General features: G+C 49.8%; 31 protein-coding genes. 16 read left to right on the plus strand and 15 right to left on the minus strand.

What is annotated here, in order from left to right:
* Positions 1–26: 26 nt before the first annotated feature.
* From frsA to L4D19_RS12445, 5 genes are all read left to right on the plus strand, one after another.
* Positions 27–1,286, plus strand: a complete 1,260-nt coding sequence (gene frsA, locus L4D19_RS12425; protein WP_428452732.1) for an esterase FrsA — start codon at positions 27–29, stop codon at positions 1,284–1,286.
* Positions 1,287–1,333: 47 nt separating this feature from the next.
* Positions 1,334–1,459, plus strand: coding sequence for a hypothetical protein (locus tag L4D19_RS12430; protein WP_428452733.1), 126 nt, complete (start codon positions 1,334–1,336; stop codon positions 1,457–1,459).
* Positions 1,456–1,860 carry a sigma factor-binding protein Crl gene (gene crl / locus L4D19_RS12435; RefSeq protein ID WP_428452734.1) on the plus strand — a complete coding sequence of 135 codons (405 nt, stop codon included), beginning with the start codon at positions 1,456–1,458 and terminating at the stop codon, positions 1,858–1,860. Before L4D19_RS12430 ends, crl begins: the two co-directional genes overlap by 4 nt.
* A 134-nt stretch (positions 1,861–1,994) precedes the next feature.
* Positions 1,995–3,176: a glutamate 5-kinase gene (gene proB / locus L4D19_RS12440; protein WP_075763796.1), complete on the plus strand. Its 1,182-nt coding sequence runs from the start codon at positions 1,995–1,997 to the stop codon at positions 3,174–3,176.
* Positions 3,177–3,238: 62 nt separating this feature from the next.
* Complete coding sequence (locus L4D19_RS12445) at positions 3,239–4,480, plus strand: glutamate-5-semialdehyde dehydrogenase (protein ID WP_428452879.1); 1,242 nt, start codon at positions 3,239–3,241, stop codon at positions 4,478–4,480.
* A 134-nt stretch (positions 4,481–4,614) separates the two neighbouring features.
* On the opposite strand, the gene L4D19_RS12450 is transcribed toward L4D19_RS12445, so the two are convergent.
* From L4D19_RS12450 to L4D19_RS12470, 5 genes are read right to left on the minus strand one after another with little or no spacing between them, the layout of a single operon-like run.
* Positions 4,615–4,806: a DUF2897 family protein gene (locus tag L4D19_RS12450; protein WP_075763800.1), complete on the minus strand. Its 192-nt coding sequence runs from the start codon at positions 4,804–4,806 to the stop codon at positions 4,615–4,617.
* Positions 4,807–5,502 (minus strand): M15 family metallopeptidase, encoded by a 696-nt coding sequence (locus tag L4D19_RS12455; protein WP_428452735.1) that lies wholly within the window; start codon positions 5,500–5,502, stop codon positions 4,807–4,809.
* Entirely contained in the window at positions 5,502–6,632 is a 1,131-nt protein-coding gene (gene dapE, locus L4D19_RS12460) for a succinyl-diaminopimelate desuccinylase (RefSeq protein ID WP_075763817.1), read from the minus strand. Before dapE ends, L4D19_RS12455 begins: the two co-directional genes overlap by 1 nt.
* A 14-nt stretch (positions 6,633–6,646) precedes the next feature.
* Positions 6,647–7,012 (minus strand): ArsC family reductase, encoded by a 366-nt coding sequence (locus L4D19_RS12465; protein WP_428452736.1) that lies wholly within the window; start codon positions 7,010–7,012, stop codon positions 6,647–6,649.
* A 28-nt stretch (positions 7,013–7,040) separates the two neighbouring features.
* On the minus strand, positions 7,041–7,277 hold the full coding sequence (locus tag L4D19_RS12470; protein WP_428452737.1) for a hypothetical protein: 237 nt from the start codon (positions 7,275–7,277) through the stop codon (positions 7,041–7,043).
* Between the two features lie 301 nt (positions 7,278–7,578).
* Here L4D19_RS12470 and ompW point away from each other — a divergent pair, with 301 nt between their 5' ends.
* Together ompW and L4D19_RS12480 are read left to right on the plus strand one after the other, a co-directional pair.
* Entirely contained in the window at positions 7,579–8,220 is a 642-nt protein-coding gene (gene ompW / locus L4D19_RS12475; protein ID WP_428452738.1) for an outer membrane protein OmpW, read from the plus strand.
* Between the two features lie 273 nt (positions 8,221–8,493).
* On the plus strand, positions 8,494–8,775 hold the full coding sequence (locus L4D19_RS12480) for a winged helix-turn-helix domain-containing protein (RefSeq protein ID WP_075763830.1): 282 nt from the start codon (positions 8,494–8,496) through the stop codon (positions 8,773–8,775).
* A 72-nt stretch (positions 8,776–8,847) separates the two neighbouring features.
* Here the strand turns inward: L4D19_RS12480 and L4D19_RS12485 are convergent, their stop codons facing one another.
* The 3 genes from L4D19_RS12485 to narQ are packed head-to-tail and all read right to left on the minus strand — an operon-like array spanning position 8,848 to position 11,506.
* Complete coding sequence (locus L4D19_RS12485) at positions 8,848–9,174, minus strand: DUF4156 domain-containing protein (RefSeq protein ID WP_428452739.1); 327 nt, start codon at positions 9,172–9,174, stop codon at positions 8,848–8,850.
* On the minus strand, positions 9,174–9,800 hold the full coding sequence (locus tag L4D19_RS12490; RefSeq protein ID WP_428452740.1) for a response regulator: 627 nt from the start codon (positions 9,798–9,800) through the stop codon (positions 9,174–9,176). Before L4D19_RS12490 ends, L4D19_RS12485 begins: the two co-directional genes overlap by 1 nt.
* Positions 9,801–9,811: 11 nt before the next feature.
* The gene (gene narQ, locus L4D19_RS12495) at positions 9,812–11,506 is read right to left on the minus strand and encodes a nitrate/nitrite two-component system sensor histidine kinase NarQ (protein WP_428452741.1); all 1,695 of its coding nucleotides are present in this window, start codon (positions 11,504–11,506) and stop codon (positions 9,812–9,814) included.
* A 313-nt stretch (positions 11,507–11,819) separates the two neighbouring features.
* On the opposite strand from narQ, the gene napF reads away from it, so the two are divergent.
* The 6 genes from napF to L4D19_RS12525 all read left to right on the plus strand — a co-directional run bounded on the left by napF (position 11,820) and on the right by L4D19_RS12525 (position 16,405).
* A complete protein-coding gene (gene napF, locus L4D19_RS12500; protein ID WP_428452742.1) occupies positions 11,820–12,311 on the plus strand; it encodes a ferredoxin-type protein NapF in 492 nt (163 codons plus the stop codon).
* A 3-nt stretch (positions 12,312–12,314) separates the two neighbouring features.
* Positions 12,315–12,587, plus strand: a complete 273-nt coding sequence (locus L4D19_RS12505; RefSeq protein ID WP_075763840.1) for a chaperone NapD — start codon at positions 12,315–12,317, stop codon at positions 12,585–12,587.
* Entirely contained in the window at positions 12,584–15,070 is a 2,487-nt protein-coding gene (gene napA, locus L4D19_RS12510) for a periplasmic nitrate reductase subunit alpha (RefSeq protein WP_428452743.1), read from the plus strand. Before L4D19_RS12505 ends, napA begins: the two co-directional genes overlap by 4 nt.
* Before the next feature lie 90 nt (positions 15,071–15,160).
* Positions 15,161–15,625, plus strand: coding sequence for a nitrate reductase cytochrome c-type subunit (locus L4D19_RS12515; RefSeq protein ID WP_075763845.1), 465 nt, complete (start codon positions 15,161–15,163; stop codon positions 15,623–15,625).
* 30 nt (positions 15,626–15,655) lie between these two features.
* Positions 15,656–16,231: a NapC/NirT family cytochrome c gene (locus tag L4D19_RS12520; protein ID WP_075763847.1), complete on the plus strand. Its 576-nt coding sequence runs from the start codon at positions 15,656–15,658 to the stop codon at positions 16,229–16,231.
* 39 nt (positions 16,232–16,270) lie between these two features.
* On the plus strand, positions 16,271–16,405 hold the full coding sequence (locus L4D19_RS12525; protein WP_075763849.1) for a TIGR02808 family protein: 135 nt from the start codon (positions 16,271–16,273) through the stop codon (positions 16,403–16,405).
* A 48-nt stretch (positions 16,406–16,453) separates the two neighbouring features.
* On the opposite strand, the gene L4D19_RS12530 is transcribed toward L4D19_RS12525, so the two are convergent.
* The 3 genes from L4D19_RS12530 to L4D19_RS12540 all read right to left on the minus strand — a co-directional run bounded on the left by L4D19_RS12530 (position 16,454) and on the right by L4D19_RS12540 (position 17,602).
* Positions 16,454–16,657 (minus strand): hypothetical protein, encoded by a 204-nt coding sequence (locus L4D19_RS12530; protein WP_428452744.1) that lies wholly within the window; start codon positions 16,655–16,657, stop codon positions 16,454–16,456.
* A gap of 95 nt (positions 16,658–16,752) precedes the next feature.
* The gene (locus L4D19_RS12535) at positions 16,753–17,199 is read right to left on the minus strand and encodes a DUF1499 domain-containing protein (RefSeq protein WP_428452745.1); all 447 of its coding nucleotides are present in this window, start codon (positions 17,197–17,199) and stop codon (positions 16,753–16,755) included.
* 64 nt (positions 17,200–17,263) lie between these two features.
* Entirely contained in the window at positions 17,264–17,602 is a 339-nt protein-coding gene (locus tag L4D19_RS12540; protein WP_428452746.1) for a DUF2956 domain-containing protein, read from the minus strand.
* Positions 17,603–18,071: 469 nt separating this feature from the next.
* Between L4D19_RS12540 and L4D19_RS12545 the strand changes: the two genes are divergently transcribed.
* Together L4D19_RS12545 and L4D19_RS12550 are read left to right on the plus strand one after the other, a co-directional pair.
* Positions 18,072–18,533, plus strand: coding sequence for a DUF2919 domain-containing protein (locus L4D19_RS12545; protein WP_428452747.1), 462 nt, complete (start codon positions 18,072–18,074; stop codon positions 18,531–18,533).
* A 5-nt stretch (positions 18,534–18,538) separates the two neighbouring features.
* Positions 18,539–18,943: a hypothetical protein gene (locus tag L4D19_RS12550; protein WP_160657920.1), complete on the plus strand. Its 405-nt coding sequence runs from the start codon at positions 18,539–18,541 to the stop codon at positions 18,941–18,943.
* Between the two features lie 19 nt (positions 18,944–18,962).
* Here the strand turns inward: L4D19_RS12550 and L4D19_RS12555 are convergent, their stop codons facing one another.
* Positions 18,963–20,552: an ABC transporter substrate-binding protein gene (locus L4D19_RS12555; protein ID WP_428452748.1), complete on the minus strand. Its 1,590-nt coding sequence runs from the start codon at positions 20,550–20,552 to the stop codon at positions 18,963–18,965.
* Positions 20,553–20,721: 169 nt separating this feature from the next.
* Between L4D19_RS12555 and L4D19_RS12560 the strand changes: the two genes are divergently transcribed.
* The gene (locus L4D19_RS12560) at positions 20,722–21,618 is read left to right on the plus strand and encodes a Dyp-type peroxidase (protein WP_428452749.1); all 897 of its coding nucleotides are present in this window, start codon (positions 20,722–20,724) and stop codon (positions 21,616–21,618) included.
* A gap of 119 nt (positions 21,619–21,737) precedes the next feature.
* Here the strand turns inward: L4D19_RS12560 and crr are convergent, their stop codons facing one another.
* Genes crr through L4D19_RS12575 form a run of 3 tightly spaced genes read right to left on the minus strand, consistent with a single transcriptional unit; the run spans position 21,738 to position 24,328 of the window.
* Positions 21,738–22,247, minus strand: a complete 510-nt coding sequence (crr, locus tag L4D19_RS12565) for a PTS glucose transporter subunit IIA (protein ID WP_075763865.1) — start codon at positions 22,245–22,247, stop codon at positions 21,738–21,740.
* 40 nt (positions 22,248–22,287) lie between these two features.
* Complete coding sequence (gene ptsI / locus L4D19_RS12570; protein ID WP_428452750.1) at positions 22,288–24,015, minus strand: phosphoenolpyruvate-protein phosphotransferase PtsI; 1,728 nt, start codon at positions 24,013–24,015, stop codon at positions 22,288–22,290.
* Positions 24,016–24,070: 55 nt separating this feature from the next.
* Positions 24,071–24,328: an HPr family phosphocarrier protein gene (locus tag L4D19_RS12575; protein WP_075763869.1), complete on the minus strand. Its 258-nt coding sequence runs from the start codon at positions 24,326–24,328 to the stop codon at positions 24,071–24,073.
* Between the last annotated feature and the right edge of the window lie 209 nt (positions 24,329–24,537).

Here is a 24,537-nt window from a genome sequence, read left to right on the forward strand (position 1 = left end):
AAAGAATTCGAACAATGGAGCTTACCGTGTCTGAACCCTCTAAAACTAACTTATCCGAAAAGCTGTTTGCACCACGGCAAACCTCGAAAGAGACCTCTAGCCTGGTTAAGCTGGCTCATGTCGCCTCTAAGCCAATGCATAACGCGATCGATGGTGACAGTGAGGCAGGGTGGTACCGGATCTTAAGGCGTCCGCAATGGGCATGGCAGGGAATCGACCCGATTGAGATGGAGGCGATTCTTGCGCGAATGGCAAACTCCGAGGCCCAGCGAACCGATGATGAGCTGCTCGATACCGTGATTGGCTACAAGCCCGGTAACTGGATTTATGAGTGGAGTCAGTCTGGTGCTATGTACCATAAGACAGCCCGGGAGCTGGTTAAGGCGGATAAGAAAGACAAGGCGGGACAGGTGCTGCTTACGGCCAGTATGTACTACAGTATCGCGGCTTACCCTCATCTAAAAGGGGATACACTGGCGGCACAGGCAGAGCTCCAGGCGAACCAGACCTATCGTGAAGCCATGGAGTATATGCCCCATAAAATGAAAACGATAGATGTCAAATACGAAGGTAAGACGTTCCAGGCATTCATTCATTTGCCTTGCACCGATAAATTGCTGCCAACCGTGATTGTCAGCGGCGGGCTCGACACCCTTCAGTCAGACTTGTGGCGCCTGTACCATGATTACCTCGGACCGGCCGGTTTTGCCATGGTTACTCTGGACATGCCGTCTGTCGGCCACAGTGCCCCCTGGGCTTTGACGGAGGATACCAGTCGGTTGCATCAGGCGTTGTTACAGCAAATTCGCGACGTGCCCTGGGTCGACCATCACCGTGTTGCCATGCTGGGGTTGCGCTTCGGGGGCAATGCCGCTATCCGCCTTGGGTTTCTTGAACCAACCCGACTGAAAACCTGTATCAGCCTTGGCGGGGCTATCCACAGTGTCCTGGCTGATTCCAAGCGGCTAGATGCGATGCCGCGGATGTACCTCGATATGATTGCCTCGCGAATGGGCAAAAAGGGAGTATCCCGGACCAGCCTGACTTCTCACCTTCCTGCCTGGTCGCTCAAGCAGCAGGGTTTGCTGGGGCGCCGTAAGACCGAAGTGCCGATGCTGGGGATCAGCTTGAAAAATGATCCTGTTTGTACCGACTTTGATAACCAGCTTATTGCGATGTCCAGCCGTGGTGGTAAGGCGATAACGCTTCCGGAAAAACCCCTTCACGACGGCTATCACCGAGCCTTGGAAACCGTGGTGGACTGGTTGAAAGAGAAACTCGCCTGAGGACTGCGTTCTCAGTCGTGCTATTGTAAATAAAATGTTGCTATCTCTTGGCTTTATGGCTTAAATGGAATAACGAGTGGCAGAAGCTGGGTCGTGATGAGCCTCTGGCTTCTGTCTGGCACCCGATGGATGCTGTTATTGTGTTATTGACTATGGATGGAGATACGCTATGACGACTACAACAACATTTCCGCCACATGGGCGCTTGATGACGAAGCTTACTGCACTGGGCCCCTATCTGCGCCAGCAACAGTCTTCTGAGGGCCATTTCTTTTTTGACTGCCTTGCCAGTTGTATCAGTGCCAAGAAAGAGCCGGAAGAGCGCGAGTTCTGGGGCTGGTGGTTGATCCTGACGGCCACTGAGACAGGTTTTGAATACCACTATTTCTTTGGCCGCTATGACAGTCGCGGTGAATGGCAGAAAGAAAACGTACCTGCCAAGCATGAGCAGGCCGTGCTCCAGACACTCGACGACTTTTATCCGAAATTAACAGGTTTGCTGCAAGATGAGTTCAAACTGACAGTAACTGCAGCTAGCGTCCTTGAAGAAGCAGAGCTGGGCACGGTTGCCTGATTGTGCATCAAACAGATTATCTGTAGTCAGATGAAAGAATAATGCGCTTTTATAGCGCATTTTTCTTGTGATCTAGCAAGGGGATTGATAAAACATCTGAATATAAATTTATTCATCACAATTGTTTAATCCCAATGGCAGATACTAAACATTCGAACGCTACAGAGCAGGACCTCGCGGGTGCTCACTCTTCTACAGAGACCCCGGCGGTTAGACAATCTCAGACCATCGTCGTCAAGCTGGGCACCAGCGTACTGACCGGCGGAACGTTGCAGCTGGATCGGGCCCATATGGTGGAACTGGTTCGACAGTGCGCATCGCTGCGCCGTCAGGGACACAAGGTCATCATGGTGACGTCTGGTGCAATTGCAGCAGGGCGTGAGCATCTGGGATATCCCGAGCTCCCCAAAACAATGGCGAGCAAGCAGCTACTGGCAGCGGTCGGTCAGAGCCGCTTGATTCAGGAGTGGGAGAGTCTGTTTGGTATCTATGGCCTGCATGTCGGGCAGATGCTGCTGACACGGGCCGATCTTGACGACCGGGAGCGCTATCTCAATGCCCGCGATATGATCGTGGCGCTGCTGGATAACGGTATTATTCCTGTCGTCAACGAAAATGATGCGGTTGCAACCACTGAAATCAAAGTCGGTGATAACGACAACCTGTCGGCATTGGTTGGCATCCTGGCCAGCGCAGACAAGCTGCTGCTGCTGACCGATCAGCCGGGGCTGTTTACCGCCGATCCGCGCAATAATCCGGATGCGGAGTTGATCCGTGAAGTCCATACTATCGATGAAACATTGCACAAGTTAGCTGGTGGTAGTGTGGGTGGCCTGGGTACCGGCGGAATGGCGACCAAGCTGCAGGCGGCCGACGTTGCCCGCCGGGCCGGTATCGAAGTGATTATTGCTGCAGGTAGCCGGCCTGATGTGATCGCTGATCTGGTCAGGGGAGAATCGGTGGGAACCCGTTTTCTGCCGCTGGAATCACCGCTGGAGAGCCGGAAGCGCTGGATCCTGGCTGGGCCTCCGCCGGCCGGGGACATTGTGATCGATGACGGCGCAGCCATTGCAGTACAACAGCGTGGAAGTAGCTTGCTGTCTAAAGGTATCACGGAAGTCAAAGGGCAGTTTGAGCGCGGGGAAGTCACCCGGATTTTTAATACCAAGGGTGTGTTGTTGGCACGTGGTATCTGTCGTTACTCAAGCAAAGATATGGCGAAAATTGCCGGAAAGCACAGTCAGGATATTTATCAGGTCCTGGGCTACGAATACGGTCCGGTTGCCGTACACCGCGATGATCTGGTGGTGATCTGATCGCGTATGGCGACGTACTGACAATATTTTGATGATAGGGGAAGAGTGTGGATCTTGAGATTATGGGTAAAGCTGCCCAACAGGCAGCTTTCGAACTTGCTACTGCAGCGACAAAGCAGAAAAATCAGGCGCTGGCGATCATTGCCGACGAACTGGAAGCCAATAGTGATGCAATACTGGCAGCAAATGCCGAGGATATTGCTGCGGCACGTGAAGCGGGTATGTCTGATGCCTTGGTTGATCGCCTGCTGCTAAACACAGAGCGCCTGGCCGGTATTGCCGGTGATGTGCGCAATGTGATCAGCTTAGATGATCCGGTAGGTGCAGAGCTTGATAGCAGGGTGCTGGAAAATGGCATGCGCCTGAGCCGTCGCCGTGTACCGCTGGGCGTGGTGGGGGTGATTTACGAAGCGCGCCCGAACGTAACGATTGATATTGCGGCGCTGTGTCTGAAAACCGGTAATGCCAGTATCTTGCGTGGCGGCCGTGAAACCTTCCATTCTAATATGGAGCTGGTGAAAGTGATCCAGGTAGCCCTCGAGAAAGCAGGCCTGCCGGCGGCATCGGTGCAGTATATTGAAAAACCGGATCGCGAGCTGGTATCAAAGCTGCTCAAACTCGATCAGTATGTCGATATGATTATCCCGCGCGGTGGCGCCGGGCTGCACAAGATGTGCAAGGAAAACAGCACTATCCCCGTGATCATCGGTGGCTTCGGGATCAGCCATGTCTTTGTCGACAAGACAGCAGATTTGGCCCGGGCACTGGATGTGGTGGAAAACTCAAAAGTACAGCGTCCTTCAGCCTGTAATGCGCTGGATACGCTGCTGGTCAGCGAAGACATTGCCGAGGCGTTTCTACCTCGTCTTGCCGAGCGTATGAACCACAATAAGGTCGCTTTGGTAGCCGACGAAGCCAGCTTTGCATTGCTGGAAGGCAAGGCTTCAGAGCTGCGTAAAGTGGCTGACGGTGATTTTGATACCGAGTGGTTGAGCTTTACCCTCGGGGTGAGAGTGGTCAAGGGGGTTGATGAGGCCATTGCTCATATGCGTAAGCATAATGCCAGCCACTCTGATGCGATCCTGACCAATGATATCAACGCTGCAGAACGGTTCGTCAATGCGGCTGGCTCGGCGGCGGTATATGTCAATGCCTCGACGCGCTTTACCGACGGTGCCCAGTTTGGTCTGGGGGCCGAGGTGGCTGTCTCGACCCAGAAGCTTCATGCTCGTGGCCCGATGGGGCTGGAAGAGCTGACCAGCTATAAGTGGGTGGGTGTCGCCGACTACCTGGTTCGTTCCTAGCTATTTGTTCCCTCCCTTTTTTAAGGGGGAGGGTTAGGGTGGGGTTACACGAACCCCCTCCCGGCCTCCCCCTTTAAAAGTGGGAGGAGCTTTCTTTGCTCAGCTCAGGCTTTTCATTCCTAACCTGCTTAGCTTTACGATTGCTCGTCCTTTTTCTCTTCGTCCTTCTGCGCCTCTTCGCGCTTTTGCTTCTCGTGCAGGTATTTGATTTTGTCGCGGTAGCCAAACTTCATGTTCGCGGTGTATTTCAAGGCCGCAATGTTACTGACCACAACGCTGACGACTATGATGCTGATAACCCAGGGGTTGAGTAGCCATTCCACCATTTAGACCTCGCAGATATTCTCTATATACCTACTATAAAGATTATCAAGGTTTGACAAAATCTGCGACTTTCCAGCAATTTGGCTCGCGTTAAGTGTGTGGTAGAGCAGCTCTGGCGTAAGTTGCGTCAGCAGTGGCTGACTGACAGGGTAGTAGCTGATGTGCCAGGGCTCGACGGCTACCCCGTTACGGTCTTCGGCATAGGGCAGATAGAAGCCGAGTTGGGCAATATGTTCATTAAGCCAGGTACTGAATGCCGCCTGATGTCCGCCCTGGTTGTATTCCCACGGCTCAAGCTGAAGCCGGGTTCCCTCGGGCAGGCAGTTCGCCGCATAGATATCGATATCGGTTCCCCAATGATGACGGCTGGCACCGGGCAGGGCCGACCAGCGCATGATGGCATGGATTTTCTCCAGCTCCGAAAGCTGGCCGACATCAAGGGGCTGGCTGTTGCTATCCAATAGAGGACGGGAGCCACTGAATTTGTTGTTCCAAATCAGCAGTTGACGCTCAAAGGAGCGAAAAGCACTGGCAATCTGCAAGTCAAAGCCCGCCATGTTTGCCGCCTGCTGGAGTCGGAGAAATGCCGGCAGCATATTCCGGTGCAGCAAGTGCTGCTGGTGGTCGACAAGGTGCGAGTCGGCCTGTCCGGTAAGTTGCCCGGCGCTGAGCGGCCGGGCTGGGGTTGGGTTAGTCATTAAAGTACTTTTTCCAACACTTTTTGGTACATATCGGTGAGCTTTTCGAGATCGGCCACTTTGACACACTCATTCACTTTATGAATGGTGGCATTGCACGGCCCAAGCTCGATAACCTGCGCGCCTGTTCGGGCGATAAATCGTCCGTCTGAGGTGCCGCCGGTGGTAAGCAGTTCCGGTTTCTTGTGGTTAACTTCTTCGATGGCGTCGACAACAGCCTCCAGCAACGTACCGTGATCAGTCAGGAACGGGTGGCCGCTGAAAGTCCATTTTAGATCATAGTCCAATCCGTGGGCATCGAGCACCGAGTGCACTTTGCGCTTGATGTCGTCTGCCGTCAGCTCGGTACTGAAGCGGAAGTTGAACTGAACGTGAAACTCGCCGGGAATGACATTCGAGGCACCGGTACCCGCATGCAGGTTGGCGATCTGGAAGCTGGTCGGCGGGAAATAGGCATTGCCGTTGTCCCAGGTTGTGGCCGCCAGCTCCGCCAGCGCCGGCATCGCACGGTGAACAGGGTTGTCGGCAAGGTGCGGATAGGCCACATGGCCCTGGGTACCTTTCAGCGTCACATCACCGGTGATCGAGCCTCGGCGGCCGTTTTTGACCACGTCACCCACGGCATGGGTACTGGAGGGCTCGCCGACAATGCACATGTCGATTTTCTCGTTGCGTGCTTCCAGCGTATCGATCACCCGGGTGGTTCCGTTGATAAAGGGCCCTTCTTCATCGGAGGTGATCAGCAGGGCAATTGACCCTTTGTGGTCCGGGTTGTCGGCAAGAAACCGCTCGATCGCAACGACGATGCACGCCAGTGATCCCTTCATATCGGCGGCACCGCGGCCGTGAAGGTAGCCATCAATAATTGTCGGCTCGAAAGGCGGGGTATGCCAGAGATCCGACGGCCCGGCAGGTACAACATCAGTATGACCAGCAAAGACGAACAGTGGCGCTTCCGTGCCTCGGCGTGCCCACAGGTTGGTGGTGTCTTCGAAGACCATGGTTTCGATCTTGAAGCCGAGTTTTTCAAGACGTGCAATCATCACGTCCTGGCAGCCTGCATCTTCCGGGGTGACCGAAATTCGGCTGATAAAGTCTTTCGCCAGGGCGATAACCGGGCTATCTGACATCCTTGTATCCTTAACTATTTTTCTGCAAGTGAAGATTGGAAAATTTCCTGATACTGGGCTGGCTTGAATCCCAGATGGTAGGATTCATTGTGAACAAGCAGCGGGCGCTTGATCATCGCCGGGTACTCCAGCATCAGGGTAAGAGCGCTTTCACGGTTCAATCCGGCCTTTTGCTCGTCACTGAGCTGACGGTAGGTCGTACCGCGTTTGTTCACCATCGCTTCCCAGCCAAGCTGAGCTTCAAATGTTTCCAGCATCGCTTGATCCAGGCCGTCTGTGCGGTAGTCGTGAAAGCGGTATTCGATGTTTTCTGCTTCCAACCATTTTTTCATTTTTTTGATGGTATCGCAGTTCTTAATGCCGTATGTAACTGTACTCATAGTATTGCTGACTTACTTTAATTTAGAGTTAGCCTTCCTTTATAACCAGATTACCCAGCCTGCGCAACGGAATTAGCCATAGGCGACAGCCATTTTGATCAGCCAGATACAGGCTGCCAACCCGACAGCGAATACGATGGTTCGCCACGGGCTGAGCATGCAGGCATAGCAAACCATGTAAAGGGTACTTATGGTGATGGTATTGAGTGTAGAACGGATGAGCCGGATAAGCCGAGAAGACTGCTCTGGCCTGGTTATTTGTCATTGAAAAATAAGTGTTTTATTGGTGATGTGAATGCTTGTTAATACATTAATTCAGTGGCAGTTTTGCGAGGCATGATGCATATAACGTGTCACAAAAGTAACATTTTGCGGAGAAAAACGTGTTAGGAAAAATCCCTCTTTGGGGTTATTGATCTGTATCAAAAGTTAATTGTTGTTGTTAATTTTTGTAAATTGATTTCAATCAATAACCCGTTGTTTCAAAGTGGTTACATTCTGCTCCGTTCTTAACAGAAAGCCCAATATCCCTCAGCCGGGATTCAAAAGGAATGGAGTCAATAATAATGAAAAAGACTGTTTGTGCTTTAGCTGTACTCGCTACTTTATCCGTTGCCCCTCAGGCGCTGGCCCACAAGAAAGGTGATTTTCTGGTGCGTGCAGGTGCTGCCTCTGTAATGCCTAATGAAAGCAGTGATAACGTACTGGGTTCGCTGGGCGAGTTTGGTATTGATTCAAATATTCAGCTTGGCCTGACATTTGGTTATATGGTTACCGACAACATCAGTGTCGAACTTCTCGCGGCGACACCGTTTAGTCATAAGGTGTCTCTGAACGGTATCGGCGATATTGCCGAAGTCGAGCACCTGCCGCCAACGCTGATGCTTCAGTATTACTTTATGGAGAGCAGCAGCAAGTGGCGTCCATATGTGGGTGCCGGGCTTAACTACACCACTTTCTTCAACGAAGAATTTAACTCTACCGGCAAGAATGCCAAGCTGAGCGATTTGTCGCTGGATGATTCCTGGGGGCTGGCAGCGAACGTCGGTATTGATTATCAGCTAAAAGATGATTGGTTCCTGGGGGCCTCGGTCTGGTATGCCGATATCGGTACGGATGTGAACTTCAAGGCGGACGGTGCGCAGCAGTCTGTGAAAACTGACATCGATCCTTGGATCGTTATGGTGTCGGCCGGATATTCCTTCTAGTAGGATAGGGATACAGCCATGGTGCCTTTGCTGTTACTGCAATGTTCGGGATGAATCGAACTAAGTCGGAACAATTTTGTTACAACTTGTTGAAAATAAAAAGTTTGTTAGCAAATTAAAGGCGCCTTTTTTTGGCTGGAATTACGCAATATTTGAGAACTTGGTCACTGAATTGTACTTGTAGTGACCATAAATCTAATAGCTCCTTGATCAAACTCAACATCCAATTCGCCAAAGTCGGAATAATGAAGCCTCAAAATTATGGAGGTCTCAATGGAATTGAATCCGGTTTTTGCCCGTCGTCTTTACTTAGCGCTTCTTGTTGAACAGCTTGAACGCCCTAATGTTCCTAAACTCATTGAAATTACTGGCTGGCCGCGTCGTACTATTCAGGATGTATTAAAAGCCCTGCCGGGTTTTGGCATTGAGTTAGCATTTGTACAGGATGGTAAGCGCCATAATGATGGCTATTACCAATTAAGTGACTGGGGACCGTTTGACTTGCAGTGGGTTGAAGCGAGAGAGCAGGACATCATTACATCCGTTTCCAGCTAATAATAAACCGCTATTTTGCGGATTATTATCATGTCTTACTTTCAGTTAAAAACCTGAAACCGCTGGCTATGGCTAGGGGCAATCGTAGGCATTGCCCAATAGTGTAACCGAGGTGCCGAAAGCTTGTGGGTGATAAAGATCCACGGTATTGGCACCACGCTGCACGGCTTGGTTTTTCAGGTCGTTCAGGGCACCCTTTGTCAGTGCCCGGTTGCTGATAAACCAATATGAATACCAATGCCCTTCTGAGCCGATTACAGTTCCCTTATCGGTGCATGTCTCGAGCTGTTCTGATGCATTCCAGCGTATACGTATACTCTCGCTATGGGTGTGAGGGCGTGTTGTCTCGCAACCTGCAAGCAGCAACAGGATAAGTCCGACGCCACGCCGAAATAGCATTATTGACCCTGATACTCAAGGTACAGCACTGTAGCAGCTGTACGTGATTTCACTTGCAGCTTTTTCAGCAGGCTCTTCATATGTACTTTGACGGTGGCTTCTGAAATATACAAGGAGTCGGCGATCTGTTTGTTGCGATAACCTTTCGCCACTTCTTTCAGTATCTGCATTTCTCGATCCGTCAGCGAGTTTAGCAACGAGTCTTGCTCTGAGTTGTCTTCCAGGTATTCGCGTACCAGATCACTGTAGGCCTTGCCGCCGCACAGCGCTTGCTTTAGCAGTTCAATCAGTTGCTCTGGCTCGGTATCTTTGAGCAGATAGCCGTCGGCACCGGCCTGGATCAGCGCTTTGACATCCGAGCGGCTGTCGGAAACAGTAAGCACGACGATGCTAGCGTGAATCCCCTCTGCCCGCATGGCATTCAGGGTATCTAGCCCGGACATGCCCTTCATGTTCAGGTCGAGCAGAATAAGATCGGGTTCTTTCTCTGTGGCCAGCAAAACGGCATCGGCACCGTTGCTGGCTTCACCTACAATTTCAAAATCTGGTTCAAAACTAAGTAACTGGCTGATCCCCCGTCGCATTAGCGGGTGATCGTCCACAATCATTATCTTCCAACATGTCATAGTTATAATCCTTAAGACTCAAGCGAAAAGCTCAAGGCGACCTCACAGCCGGAGCCTTGGGTTGTATTAATTGTCAGTTCACCATTCAGGCGCGATGCCCGCTCTGTCATTATTGCCAGACCATAGTGATTGAGTTTTTCGTTGGCAGGGTCAAAGCCCTCTCCGTCGTCGTTGATCTTGATGTTAACGTGATCGCCGTCCTGATTACAGGAAACGATGATCTCGTCAGCTTCTGCATGCTTGATTGCGTTGAGTACGGCTTCCCTGATTAACTGCAGCAAGTGCACCTGGTGGTGAGCATCCAAATTCAACGACGATAAGTTGTTGTCTACAATGAGCATAGCATCTGTTTGCTCATCAAGCGGCTTGAGCATCTCAACTAATGCTTCACCAAAATTCGCTTCCTTGATTGTTAACCTGAAGGTGCTCAGCAACTCCCGCAGCTGGGTATAGGCACCTGACAGGCCGCTATCAATATCGGTTATGATCTGCATGGCACTCTCGGTCTCGTTCTTGCCGAGTTGCCTTTTAAGCAGTGTGATCTGAATTTTAAGATAAGACAATGACTGGGCCAGTGAATCGTGAAGCTCGCGGGCAATGGTTGCCCGTTCTTCCATTAGCAATAATTGTTCGGCTTGTTTCTGGGCCCGGTTGTAGTAAATCCCCCGGGCAAGTGTGCGGGCGATGTTGTCGATCAGGTTTTTATCCGGGCAGGGCAGGGTATATTGCCACCACAGCTGGCCGAGTACCTGGCCGTCCAGCTCTAGATCCTGGTAGTGCCACTGCTGTTGCTCTGATGGTTTGCCCGTTGTTATCTCGGTATTGATGCCGTTGTTTTCGTCGATGACCAGCTTGGTTGCCGTCAGTCCTTCTATTTCAATCAGGGTATCGAGCATCGCCGAGAAATTCTGTGATGACAGGCGGCTGACAGAGAGTTCCTGGGAACAGTTATAGAGCACCTGCAACGATTCGTTGGCATGGCGCAGGCGACGGGTTTTTTCATCTACCGACTTTTCAAGTCCCCGGTACAGCTTGCCGAGATCGGCGGCCATTTTGGAAAAGGTACCCGCCAGAATGCCGAGTTCGTTATCACTTTTTACGTCCAGGCTGATATCAAAGTGGCCGTTTTGAATTTGTTTGCTGGCACCGACTAGCTGGTTGAGCGGTGAGACAACTTTTCGCTGGGTGAAGTGAATAGTAAACAGCGCGACAATCAGGATCAGGCTGAGTCCTATCCCGCCAGCGATGGACAGTACCTGAAGTTTGATAACGGAAAATTCTTGCAGCTCGAAGACAAATCGGTCGATCCTGTCGACAAAATTGGCAACTTCATCGAGAAAAAGGTGCTTTTCGCCATCATTGAGCAAGGGGTGCAGGTTTTCCCAGCGACCGATGAGATTGTAGTAGTGGACTTTGATATCGGTCGGGACGGTCCAATGCTCCAGGGCAGCCATCGAGGGCGAGAACAGTGACTGTTCGAACTGGTCGAGATGTTCCGAGAACTGCGAGGAGCCGGTCTGGATGTCATAGGCCAGACGGTAGCTCTGCATCCGGAGTGAACCGGATACGTTGACGGCCTCGGCATCGTTGAGGCTGGATGCCAGCGTCAAGAGGGCAAAGCTGGTGGTCATTACAGACAGCAGCAGGATCGCCAGCATGGCACGGGCAATGGTGGTGGTGACGGGCTTGAGCGGCCGATTTCGCACTGAAATTCCTTTCTAATTTATTACCAATGACAGCTGACTGTAAATCAATTGGTTAGGTTGTTTATTGAACTATAGTTGTAATGGTCGTAGTAAATATTGTGAGGGTTGTCATTTCTGTTTCTTGATCCAAGACAATTTTACCCCCTATTTAGCCCTAACTAGGTATTTAAGCATTTCTTACGGGATTTACACTTGCTGTGTAAAAAGATGACGACTTGTGAACAGTTTTTGAGGATTTAAGACTGTTTGTCGGCGTCGAAGAACAACCCGTAATGTGTATTTTATTCATATTACTTCACGAAAGGTAAAGCGAATGTTTGATCGTTCTCGCCGAAATTTACTTTCTCGGCGTCGTACACCTGCATTACAGCGAATGCCATGGGTTGTTGACGAAGATACATTTGTGGATAGCTGTACTCGCTGCAATAAATGTATCAGCGCATGCGAAACACAGATTATTGTCAAAGGCGACGGCGGGTTTCCTACTGTCGACTTTACACGCGGTGAATGTACGTTCTGTACCCGGTGTGCCGATGCATGTCCCGAGCCACTGTTCCACCCTACAACGGAACAACCCTGGGGCATCAGGGCGCAAATTACTCCCGATTGTCTGGCCCAACACAAAATTGAATGCAGAAGCTGCGGTGATGTGTGCGAGGTACAGGCCATTCGATTCAAGCTCCAGGCCGGCGGCGTAGCTATACCGGAACTTGATACGGATGTGTGTAATGGGTGCGGTGCCTGCCTGTCGGTCTGTCCGGCATCAGCCATCAGTATGCTCACAAAAGAACGAGAAGAGAAATAGCTTATGGCGCAAGAAGAAGTACATATTTCGAGCTTGGTGGTTCACGTCAAGCCTGAATACCTGGAAGTCGTAAAAGCTCAAATACTTGAATTGCCAAACACCGAGATTCACGGCGAAAGTGAAGAGGGAAAAGTCATCGTAGTTCTGGAAACCGCCAACCAGGGATACGTGACGGACACCATCGATAAGATCAATAACTTAGAACATGTATTAACAACTTTTTTAGTGTATCACCAAATTGAACACTTTGATTCGCAATCTGAGGATGATTCATGAAAATGACAAGACGTGCGTTTGTTAAGGCAAACGCCGCTGCTTCGGCAGCAGCTGTAGCTGGTATTACGTTGCCAGCATCAGCAACTAACTTAATCGTTAGTTCTGATGAAACCAAAATTAAATGGGACAAAGCGCCTTGTCGTTTTTGTGGTACAGGTTGTTCGGTACTGGTTGGTACCCAGAACGGTCGTGTCGTGGCTACCCAGGGTGATCCTGAAGCACCGGTTAACAAGGGCCTGAACTGTATTAAGGGCTACTTCCTGTCGAAAATTATGTACGGTAAAGACCGTCTGCAGACGCCGATGCTGCGAATGAAGAACGGCAAGTTCGACAAAGACGGTGATTTCCAGCCAGTTTCCTGGGATCAGGCATTCGATGTGATGGCTGACAAATGGAAAGCGGCGCTGAAAAAGCATGGCCCGTCGGGTGTAGGTATGTTCGGTTCAGGTCAGTGGACGGTAATGGAAGGTTACGCCGCTGCCAAAATGATGAAAGCCGGCTTCCGTTCCAACAACATTGACCCGAATGCCCGTCACTGTATGGCCTCTGCTGTAGGTGCCTTTATGCGTACCTTCGGTATCGATGAGCCGATGGGTTGTTACGATGATTTCGAGCATGCCGATTCGTTTGTGCTTTGGGGCTCGAATATGGCCGAAATGCACCCGGTACTGTGGACGCGTTTGACTGACCGCCGTTTAAGCCATCCTCATGTTAAAGTAAACGTGCTGTCCACTTACTACCACCGTTCGTTCGAACTGGCAGACAACGGCATGATTTTCGAGCCGCAGAGTGACCTTGCGATTGCCAACTTCATTGCCAACTACATCATTCAGAATGATGCCGTGAACTGGGATTTCGTCAACAAGCACACTCACTTCAAGCGTGCGACGACCGATATCGGCTACGGTCTGCGAGACGAGCATCCGCTGCAGCAGAAAGCCAAGAACGCCAACTCTGGCAAGCTGCACCCAATGACGTTCGATGAGTACAAAGCCTCTGTTGCCGAGTACACCGTTGAAAAAGCCTCTGAAATGTCAGGTGTTTCAAAAGAGAAGCTGCTGGAAATGGCCAAGCAGTATGCCGATCCTAATGTCAAGGTGATGTCGCTATGGACCATGGGTATGAACCAGCACACCCGTGGTGTCTGGATGAACAGCCTGGTTTATAACATTCACCTGCTGACCGGCAAGATCTCCAAACCGGGTTGTGGCCCATTCTCGTTGACAGGCCAGCCATCGGCATGTGGTACGGCGCGTGAAGTGGGTACGTTTGCTCACCGTCTGCCAGCTGACATGGTAGTAAAAAATCCTAAGCACCGTGCTTACGCCGAGAAAATCTGGAAGCTGCCTGAAGGCACTATTCCGCCAAAACCGGGTTACCACGCAGTGCTACAGGACCGTATGCTGAAAGACGGCAAGATGAACGCGTACTGGGTGATGTGTAACAACAACATGCAGGCTGGTCCGAATATTAACGAAGAGCGTCTGCCGGGTTACCGTAATCCGGAAAACTTCATTGTGTGTTCTGATCCGTACCCAACGGCAACGGCTCAGGCGGCTGATCTGATCCTGCCGACAGCAATGTGGGTAGAGAAAGAAGGTGCCTACGGTAACGCCGAGCGTCGTACTCAGGCTTGGTACCAGCAGGTTGAAGCACAGGGTGATTCGAAATCTGACCTGTGGCAATTAATGGAGTTCTCCAAGCGCTTCACGATTGAAGAAGTGTGGGGTGAAGAGCTGCTGGCCAAAGCACCACAGTACCGTGGCAAAACCATGTATGAAGTGCTGTTCCGCAATGGTCAGGTCGACAAGTTCCCGCTGTCCGAAGCGCAGGAGCTTAATGATGATGCCAAAGCACAAGGTTACTATCTGCAAAAAGGCCTGTTCGAAGAGTACGCTGCCTTCGGTCGCGATCATGGTCACGACCTGGCACCGTATGATGTATACCACGAGGTACGTGGTCTGCGCTGGCCGGTTGTCGATGGCAAAGAAACCAAGTGGCGCTTTATTGAAGGTTCTGACCCGTATGTACCTGCCGGTGAAGGCTACCGCTTCTACGGTAAGCCAGACGGCAAGGCAAATATTATCTTTGCCCCGTTTGAGCCAGCACCGGAAGTGCCGGACAAAGAATACGACATGTGGCTATGTACGGGCCGAGTGCTGGAGCACTGGCACACCGGCACGATGACCCGCCGTGTTCCTGAGTTGTATAAAGCAGCGCCTGATGCCGTGTGTTATATCCACCCGGATGACGCTCAGGCTCGCGGCCTGCGTCGTGGCGACGAAGTATTGCTGGAAAACCGTCGTGGTGAAGTTCGTTGTCGAGTAGAGACCCGAGGTCGAAACCGTCCGCCTGTTGGTCTGGTATTCGTACCTTTCTTCGATGCTCGTATTTTGATTAACAAGCTGATTTTGGATGCCACGGATCCGCTGTCTAAGCAGACCGACTTCAAGAAGTGTCCAATCAAGATCACCAAAATATAAATAATCGAATGAAATCAGTGTGATTGCCCGTGACAGGTTCATGGGTAGTCACTCTCTTGACTCGAATTTAGCCATTAGGCGGAGAATACAATGAAACGACTAGTTTTAGCGGTCATGGCTGTAGGTATGTTGGTAGCCGGTGCCGTTCAGAGTGCAGAAGAACTTCATAATCCGGGCGGTATTGGCGGAGTGGAATCTCTGCGTGGTGCCAGTGAGCTTGAAGCGACCCGTGCTGCAGATGCAATGAAACGCTTCCCGCGCGATCAGGGCACGATTGATAGCGACTATGTTTATCAGCCACCGCTGGTACCGCATACCATTCGTAACTACGAAGTATCACTGAATGCGAACAAGTGTCTGGCTTGTCACAGCTGGAAAAATGCCAATGAAATGGGCGCGACCAAGATCAGTGTAACCCACTATCAGACTCGTGAAGGTCAGGTGCTATCAGATGTGTCGCCTCGCCGTTACTTCTGTCTTCAGTGCCATGTGCCTCAGGCTGACGCCAAGCCACTTGTTGAAAATGAATTCCAACGTGTTGATGCGTTGCGCTAGTTATAGCCATTAATTAAAGAGAGGCTATAGATGAATATATTAAAAGCATTTTGGCGCAGGTTAACATCACCGAGCAAGGTGGCGGTTGGTCTGGTCCTGTTCATGGGCTTTATGGGCGGTTTACTGTTCTGGGGCGCATTCAACACCGGGATGGAAGCAACCAATACCGAAGAGTTTTGTTCGGGCTGTCACGCGCCGATTGTCAAAGAGATCCGTGAGACGGTGCACTTTGCCAACCGCTCTGGTGTTCGTGCAATCTGTTCTGACTGTCACGTACCGCACAACTGGACCGATAAGATTGTTCGTAAGGTACAGGCTTCGAAAGAGCTGGTGGCATTTGCGATGGGAACCATTAGCACCGAAGAGAAGTTCAAGGAGCGCCGGGGTTATCTGGCGAACCGAGAATGGCATCGGATGAAAGAAAATGATTCTCAGGAATGTCGTAACTGTCATAACTTTGAATACATGGACTTTTCGGAGCAGGGCCCTCGTAGTGTGAAACAACACTCAACGGCACTGGCTTCAGGCGAAAAGACTTGTGTAGATTGTCATAAAGGGATTGCGCACAAGCTTCCTGACATGAAAGATGTTGAAGGCTGGCAGTAAGGCCTGATTATCCGGCAATAATAGAAAGGTAGGTATACGATGAGTGCATTAGAATCGCTTATCTGGCACACGCTGGGTTATGCCGCAATGCCAGTGATCATCCTGGCGGGATTTGCAGCGGTTGCTGCAGTGTCTGTAGGGATTCTGGCTTTAGGTAAAGATAAGAACGCCTAAGTCAGTGTTAGCTAACTGAAAAGCCATGTCGAAAGACATGGCTTTTTATTACCCGCGCGTTGGGGGCGATGTTCGTCTGACCAGGCCAATAAGCATCATGCTCATCCAAACCAGATACAGCGGTAACCATTCAACCAGAAAGTGCCTGAGAAGAGAGTCGCTATACTCCAGCAGCCAGATGTCAATCAGGTGCAAGATGACCATGCCAATTGAGCCTAGAAAGCTAAATACCAGAAACGATGGCCTATCCATGAGATCTCCTTCAGAGTAATATCTCCAATATAGATCTAAATGATAACTATTATCAAGTATGACTTGTGTTTAATCGCTTGGTATGTAACTTGGATCTAGTTTTTCAGGTACTTTGCGTCTGCCAGTCGGCTCCGAAATAGATCTGCCCGTTCGCGGTTGACGCCGAAGTCGGAATAGCCGGTGCGTGATTCCGAGCGGACGATCAGCTTCCCGCCATCCAACCTGACTTCGAAGTCATCGACAAAGCCAAAGACTTTGCTGCGGCATTCTACCCGGATGTAGTGTTCGCTTTGCTGCCCTAGGCTGGCGCCGGGAAGAGACAGGGCGATATGCTGGATAGCTTCCCAGTTATTGATGCCCTGCTGGTTAAGCCGGAAGGCAGATAGGTAAAAGTCAGGCCGAGAATCGATGGTCGACACGCAGTTTGGCTTTTCCCCACAGGACTCAAGACTCCGGTCCGAGAATACCAGCGCCTCATTGTCGGCATTAGAGCATCCGGCGAGCACCAAGCTTGGCAATAATAAGAGTAGTGACTTATTCATTTTGCAGTCCTTTGTCTGAGGCGTGTACCGCCGATTGGCGGACGTTATCAGTATTTCTTGGGTTTTATCGCATTAAGTAAGCGGCGAAGCCTCCCCAGGAGAGAACAAGCAGCACCCAAGGTAGCCAATGCTGTTTATAGATAACCAGGGATTCGATAGTCGTCGTCACTTCTTGCTCTGGCTGGGCCTGTTTGCTTTTCACTTGTTTTTTGCGCAGTTTGTCTCTTTCCCGGGCTTTTGCCTTCTGTTGCTTTTTATACTGCTCAATACCTTTTTGGATCCCCTGGGCGATAAGTTTGGTCTGCTCTTTGGTCTGACCGGGTTTTTGCGTGGCGCGGGCAATCTTCAGTGCCTCGGCCTGAGTTTCCGGCGACGGTGCTGCTTGCTGTGTGGTTTTGCTCATAGTCGTTCCGTAGAGGGGCTGATAATCAGTCGGTTATCAGTGATTATACCTTGCTAGTGTGGGGTTGAAAGAGCCGGAGAAACATAAAAAAACCATTAACAATGTAGGAATATTTCAACATGTGAATAACGTGGTGTTTTTTCTGTAATATTGTATTTACACCTGTAAGGGGTTGATAATTATATATTTGATAAAGCTTTTTATAGATTCCATTCTTGCCTTAATACCTTAGGGTTAGTGTAATAAAGTGTAGGAAACTACGACTTTTATTACCAAAATCGTGATCTTGGCTACAAGATGAACAATTGATAAGTGCGTTAAAGCACAGAATTAAACACTGTAGGGTTGTGATTGGGGCGAGATGAATTATCGTGTCTGCATAATATTATGACGTGCTACTTTGTTGATGGTTGAAATCAATCGACTGAGCCTCCATTGCATATAGATAACAGGCGAATGGGGAAACAGTTTGCTCTATCCGATTGATGCATATGACAAGCACGGTTTGTTAAAACCTTCAGCTATGCTCTGGCTGACACTGGCATTTAGCGCCAAGGCGTGGGTCGTGTTTATTATGGCGGGTGCTAGCCGGGAGCAAGGGGCGCAAATCCTTGAGGTTTTATATCCGTTGCGGGAGAACTTATATTTCGCAATGGCAACAGGGTTACCGGCATTACTGCTAATGTGGTTAACCGGACAACGATACAAAAATAAAAAACTAATAAATAGACTATGGCAGTACGGTAAGATCACCTTGCTTGCTGCCTACATGACAGATTGTGCTTTGCAAGTGTATCAACTTTCTCTTAGTGATGGTGCTTTCAGCTGGACCCAGGCAGTTAACTTGTTACTGACACTGTGGTTAGGCGCTTATATAGCTCGGAGCACCCGGGTCAGGAATACATTTGCGGATAAGCCCTTGGAGAGGTAAAGCAAATGAATGATTGGAGTAAAGGCCTGGTTCTTTTCAGCGCCTTCTTGAGCCCTCTGGCGATGGCTGACTGGCTATTAGATGTGAACTTTGAATTCTCAACCGCTGGCAATACGCAAACAGTGAATACCTCATTGTCTCTGTTGCCTGGCGAAGAAACCGTCTTTTTTGGTACGACGGATGAAAGCAGTGCTCCGCGTGAATTAGTGGGCAGTGCCGAGTTGCTCGAAGTCTCGGCTGATGAAGTCAAGATAGCTTTTAAGGTGCAGGAGCGACTCGATGACGGTGCTTGGCGGACACTGATCTCGCCGACGTTGTCTACTGGTTTGAATTCGCCAGCATCGTTTGAAACGGTTGACGGTGATGCCGACGAACAGGTTAAGCTTCAGGTAGAAGTTACCTCGGTTTGATGGCTGCTGGCTGTTTGAACTACACAGTTTCAAAGCGCTCCTTCTGGGAGCGTCTTTTATTTTGGTACATAATATTGTCTGCGCGGGACAGGAAGTAGTCGGGGGTATCACCCTGGCGGTAGAAGGTGATACCCACGCTGGCACCGATTTGGATTTTGTGGGGGCCAACGGTAAATATTTTGCGGGCAACCGATGAAATCTTTTCCACCAACTCTCTGGCATTGCTCTCGGAAGTCGTATTGAGCAAAATCACAAACTCATCACCCGCGAGCCGGGCAAAAAAGCTTTGTCCGTCAGTGAGCAAAGCGTCAATTCGAAAACAAAACTGCTGTAGCACCCGATCACCGGCATGATGTCCGTAGGTATCATTGACCCGCTTGAAATCATCAAGATCGATAAATAGCAGGGCCGGGTTGGCTTGTCGCGGCTTGATCCCGTTGACGGCGCGATGTAGCTCTTCGATCAGGGCATAGCGGTTGGCGATGCCGGTCAGGGTATCTTTTCTGGCCATCTCCTCGGCTTTCTTTTCTGCCTCTATCCGCCGAGAAATTTCCAGTTTGAGTTGGCGGTTGACATAAGAGAAGTACCCGGTTGCCAGCGATGTGATGAACAGTAGCAGTGCTCCCAGTTGTATCCACAGTTTAATATCTTGCCAGGTAAGTTCAGTTCGGAGTGGATAGAGGAAGTGACTGTCTATAGTGGTGCTGGGGATGATATTGAGCCTTGCCAGTTCGTCGGCGATAGTTTGCCAGCGGTTGGGGTTCATATGGCCAATTTCGATCAGCTCGGGCATGATCAGCTGTGCTGCCGTTTCCAGCTCGTAAGCCAGGTTCGCCCGGGATTTCTGAGGTTGGTATTGCTGCTCTATAACATCGAGGGTCTCCTCAAGATGGGTGAGCGCATAATACCATCCCTGCAGGCTGGCGTTGAGAAAGCGCTCAACGGTTTCGGGGTTGCTGTCGGCAAAGTCCTGGTGGGTAAAGATCACATCGCTATAAAAATTAACCCCGTATTCTGCAGGGCTGAATATCAGTGCTTGTTCACCATGTTCCTGCAAATAGAACGGTTCGTTGGTGAGGTAGCCGTTAAACACGTCAACCTGATCGTTGAGTAAATCATCGATATTGGCGGAAGTTGTTACCTGTTCAAGATCAGACAGCGCGATGTTATTGCGAGATAGTAGTACAATTAGCTCTGCATCCTCGGTTCCCGAGAACATCATCACTCGTTTACCGACTAAATCATGAATAGTTTGAATATCACGGTTGGCTTTGGCGACGAGTACTGATGGGGAATTCTGGAAAATCGCCGCGAGCGCTGTGAGAGGAAAGCCGTGTCCGTAGGCGACGAGTACCTCGGTATTGCCGACACCAAAATCCGCTTTTTTCTCTAGCACTTCCTTGATGGGGACTTTGTTGTTGCCGCCAGCTTTAATGGATACATCCAGCCCGGCATCGTGATAGAAGCCTTTTTCCTTTGCCATATAAAACCCGGCAAACTGCGCCTGATGCAGCCAGCGCAATTGCAGTGAGACACTTTCGAGTGCTGCTGCAGGCATCGCCAGTATCATCAGGTATATGGAGATAAGCAGAGATAGAATCTTTTTCACAATATGCAACTGCTGGTTTATTTTGTCCGGAGCCAATTTTGGTGAACTAATGCGGTGAAGTAAAGAGGGGATGTGATTTAATGAGAGCAATGACCATGATCAAGTTCGGGCTATAGAAGCGCGATAAAATCAAATGTTTTTTTGAATATTGGCTAATTAGGAGAATAATATGGCTATCGCACAACCTGCAATCTTGCCGGAAGCCGGCCCTTTTGCCCTGTATGTCGTTATGAAGATTGTAGGAGATAAGCGAGCGGTTATTCAGCAGTGTCAGAGCCTTCACCAGAGCCTGGCAACGTTGAATGAACAGCAGGCAGACGCAAACTTGCGTGCAAGTGTCGCTTTTGGCAAGCCCTTCTGGCAATCCCTCGATAAGGGAACTCCTGCTGAGTTTGGCGATTTTAGTCCCTTGGGTGAGGGTGAGGTAACGGCTCCGGCGACCGGGGGCGATCTTCTTCTGCATGTGAATTCCAGCCGCCATGACTTGAATTTCTATGTACTGCGCCAGTTTTTGCAGCCGATTGCTGGCGATGTCGAAGTGCTTGATGAGACCTATGGTTACAAGTACTTGGATTCCCGTGACATGACTGACTTTATTGATGGCACGGAAAACCCGAAAACCCTGGAGTCGCGCAGTGATGTTGCACTGATCAAAGAGGGTGATTTTGCCGGCGGTAGCTTTGTGATGGTCCAGCGCTTTGTCCACAATCTACCGGCGTGGCACCGTCTTGGTGTCGAGGCTCAGGAAAAGGTGATTGGCCGTACCAAGCCGGACTCCATTGAGCTGGACGATGTACCGGCCAACTCTCACGTCGGTCGTGTCGATATCAAAGAAGAGGGCAAGGGCCTGAAGATCGTACGCCATAGCTTGCCGTATGGCACGGTGACCGGTGACCACGGCCTGCTGTTTATCGCTTACTGCCACACTCAGCACAACTTTAATGCGATGCTGGAGAGCATGTACGGAGAGACAGACGGCAAGACAGATACGATGCTACGGTTTACCAAAGCGGTATCTGGTGCCTACTTCTTCGCACCGTCGGCCGAGATGTTGCAAAGCCTGTAGGGCCTGTTTCCAATCAGACAGCGAGGGGGAGCCCTCTCGCTGTTGGAATGAGTGCCCGGACTCTCAGGTATAAAAAAACGCAGCCCAGGGGCTGCGTTTTTTACAAAGACCAAATAGCCTTACTTTTTGATGCGTAGTACTGGAGTTTCACCCACAGTCGTTGCGCCAGAAAGTTTGTTCAGCTCTTTGATTTCGTCCATGTTAGAGATAACAACAGGAGTCAGAGTTGATTTCGCTTTCTCTTCTAGAAGAGCTAGGTCGAATTCGATGACTGTGTCGCCAGCTTTAACAGTTTGGCCTTCCTCGGCGATACGAGTGAATCCTTCACCTTTCAGTTCAACTGTGTCAATACCGAAGTGAACGAATAGTTCGATACCATCGTCGGACTCAATAGAGAAAGCGTGGTTAGTTTCAAAGATCTTGCCGATAGTACCGTTTACTGGTGCAACCATTTTGTTGCCAGCAGGTTTGATAGCGATACCATCACCAACGATTTTCTCTGCGAAAACAACATCTGGCACATCTTCGATGTTTACGATTTCACCAGAAAGTGGCGCAATAATCTCGATTGCACCAGCTTCGTTGTTGTCATCAGAAACCAGCTTCTTCAATTTGTCAAACAGACCCATATCGTTGCTCCTAAGCGTTGTTATTCTATCTGCAGCTATATTAGCAGATGGTCTTTTCTGCGATGAATTTTTCTACGTGTGCTTCGATTTCAGCTGCTGTTGGCATCGCAAGCGCTTGTTCTGCCATAGCTTTAACATCAGCAAAGTTAGCGTTTCGGATAACTTTCTTAATGCGTGGAATTGAAATCCCGCTCATGCTGAATTCGTCCAGCCCCATACCTAGTAGCAATAGGGTAGCACGTTCGTCACCAGCAAGCTCGCCACACATACCTGTCCACTTACCTTCTTTGTGAGAAGCATCAATTACTTGCTTGATCACATTCAGTACAGCGGGTGATAGCGGGTTATACAAGTGAGAAATCAGCTCATTACCACGGTCAACTGCAAGAGTATACTGGGTTAAGTCGTTAGTACCAATACTAAAGAAGGCAACTTCTTTGGCCAGGTGGTGAGCAATCGCTGCTGCAGCTGGTGTTTCAACCATTACACCGATTTCAATATTTTCATCGAATGCCAGGCCTTCATCACGAAGCTCTGCTTTGTATTCTTCGATAGCCGCTTTCAGTTCACGAATCTCTTCAACAGAGATAATCATCGGGAACATGATGCGGATCTTGCCGTGAGCAGATGCACGCAGGATACCGCGTAGCTGGTCACGTAGGATTTCACGGCGATCCAGGCTGATGCGAACGGCACGCCAGCCCAGGAATGGGTTCATTTCTTTTGGTAGATCCAGGTACGGCAGATCTTTGTCACCACCGATATCCATAGTACGGATGATCACTGGCTCGCCGTGCATGGCTTCGGCAACTTCTTTATATGCCTGGTACTGCTCTTCTTCAGTCGGAAGGGCATCGCGATCCATGAACAGAAATTCGGTACGGTACAGACCAACGCCTTCACCGCCGTTGCGGTTTATGCCGTCACAGTCTTTGACTGTGCCGATGTTGCCGCATACTTCAACCTGCTTGCCGTCAAGCGTGATTGCCGGAAGATCTTTCAGCTTTGCCAGCTCTTCTTTCTCTGCAATATGCGCGTCACGGATCGCTTTGAATTTGGTTAGCTCTTCTTCGCTAGGATTGATAACAACCTGGTTGTTGATTGCATCAAGAATCAGCATGTCGCCGTTCTTCACCTGAGCGGTAATGTCGTTGGTACCTACGATAGCAGGTAGCTCCAGAGAACGTGCCATGATAGAGGTGTGCGAAGTACGGCCACCGATATCAGTAATGAAGCCCAGTACGTAATCCAGGTTGATTTGCGCAGTTTCAGAAGGTGTCAGGTCGTTGGCAACCAGGATGACTTCTTCGTTGATAGCGCTTAGGTTAACGATGTTGATACCCAGTGCGTTTTTAACGAAACGGCTACCGATATCACGGATATCCGTCGCACGCTCTTTCAGGTACTCATCATCGAGAGATTCGAGTGTCGCAGCCTGCTCTTCGATCACAGAGTGAATAGCCAGAGCGGCACAAGCATTGTTTTCTTTAATGAAGGCTATGATTTCTTCTTCAAGCTCTTCATCTTCCAGCAACATGATGTGGCCTTCAAAGATGGCTTCCTTCTCTTCACCGAAGGTTGCAAGTGCTTTTTCTTTGATTACTTCTAGTTGCTCAGAAGATTTTTTTCGAGCGTCGAAGAAACACTGAATTTCATTTTCGACTTGGTCTGCAGCGATTGGAGCTTTGTTGAGAACAATCTCTTCTTCCTGCAGCAGTAGTGCTTTACCAAACGCAATACCAGGAGATGCCAGGATACCTGAAATCATAGCCTTACCTTAAATTGACTAAAAACTAGGGGAAGTAGTAATAAACAACTGCAGATTAGTGCAGTGTGTCCATTAGTGCTACAAGGTGATCAACAGCTGCTTGTGCCTGAGCACCTTCTGCAGAGATAGTCACAACTGTGCCTTTAACCAGACCTAGAGTTTGTAGTTTGAACAGGCTCTTAGCGCTTGCGCTTTTACCGTTAGAAGTCACTGTGATGTCAGCATCGAAAGTTTTTGCTTCTTTTACGAACTGAGCTGCTGGACGAGTGTGTAGACCGTTTTCTGCAGTGATTTCAACTTGCTTCTGATACATTTTTTCACCCCGATGTAGATATAGTATTTATTTAATATTAACGTAACTGAAAGTAAGCTTAACGTGGATAACGTATGCTTGCTAACTGGGAGTATAAACTACCCAACAGTTCGGCGTTTTAGCTTAATCCAAGTCAATTTTTTGTGACATTATTGGTTTACAAGCCCCAAAAAGGTCGATTTTTTGACCTTTTATTTCGACGCTAAAAA

Origin of the sequence: Photobacterium kasasachensis (assembly GCF_050336885.1) — a bacterium.
GTDB classification, from domain to species: Bacteria; Pseudomonadota; Gammaproteobacteria; order Enterobacterales; family Vibrionaceae; genus Photobacterium; species Photobacterium kasasachensis.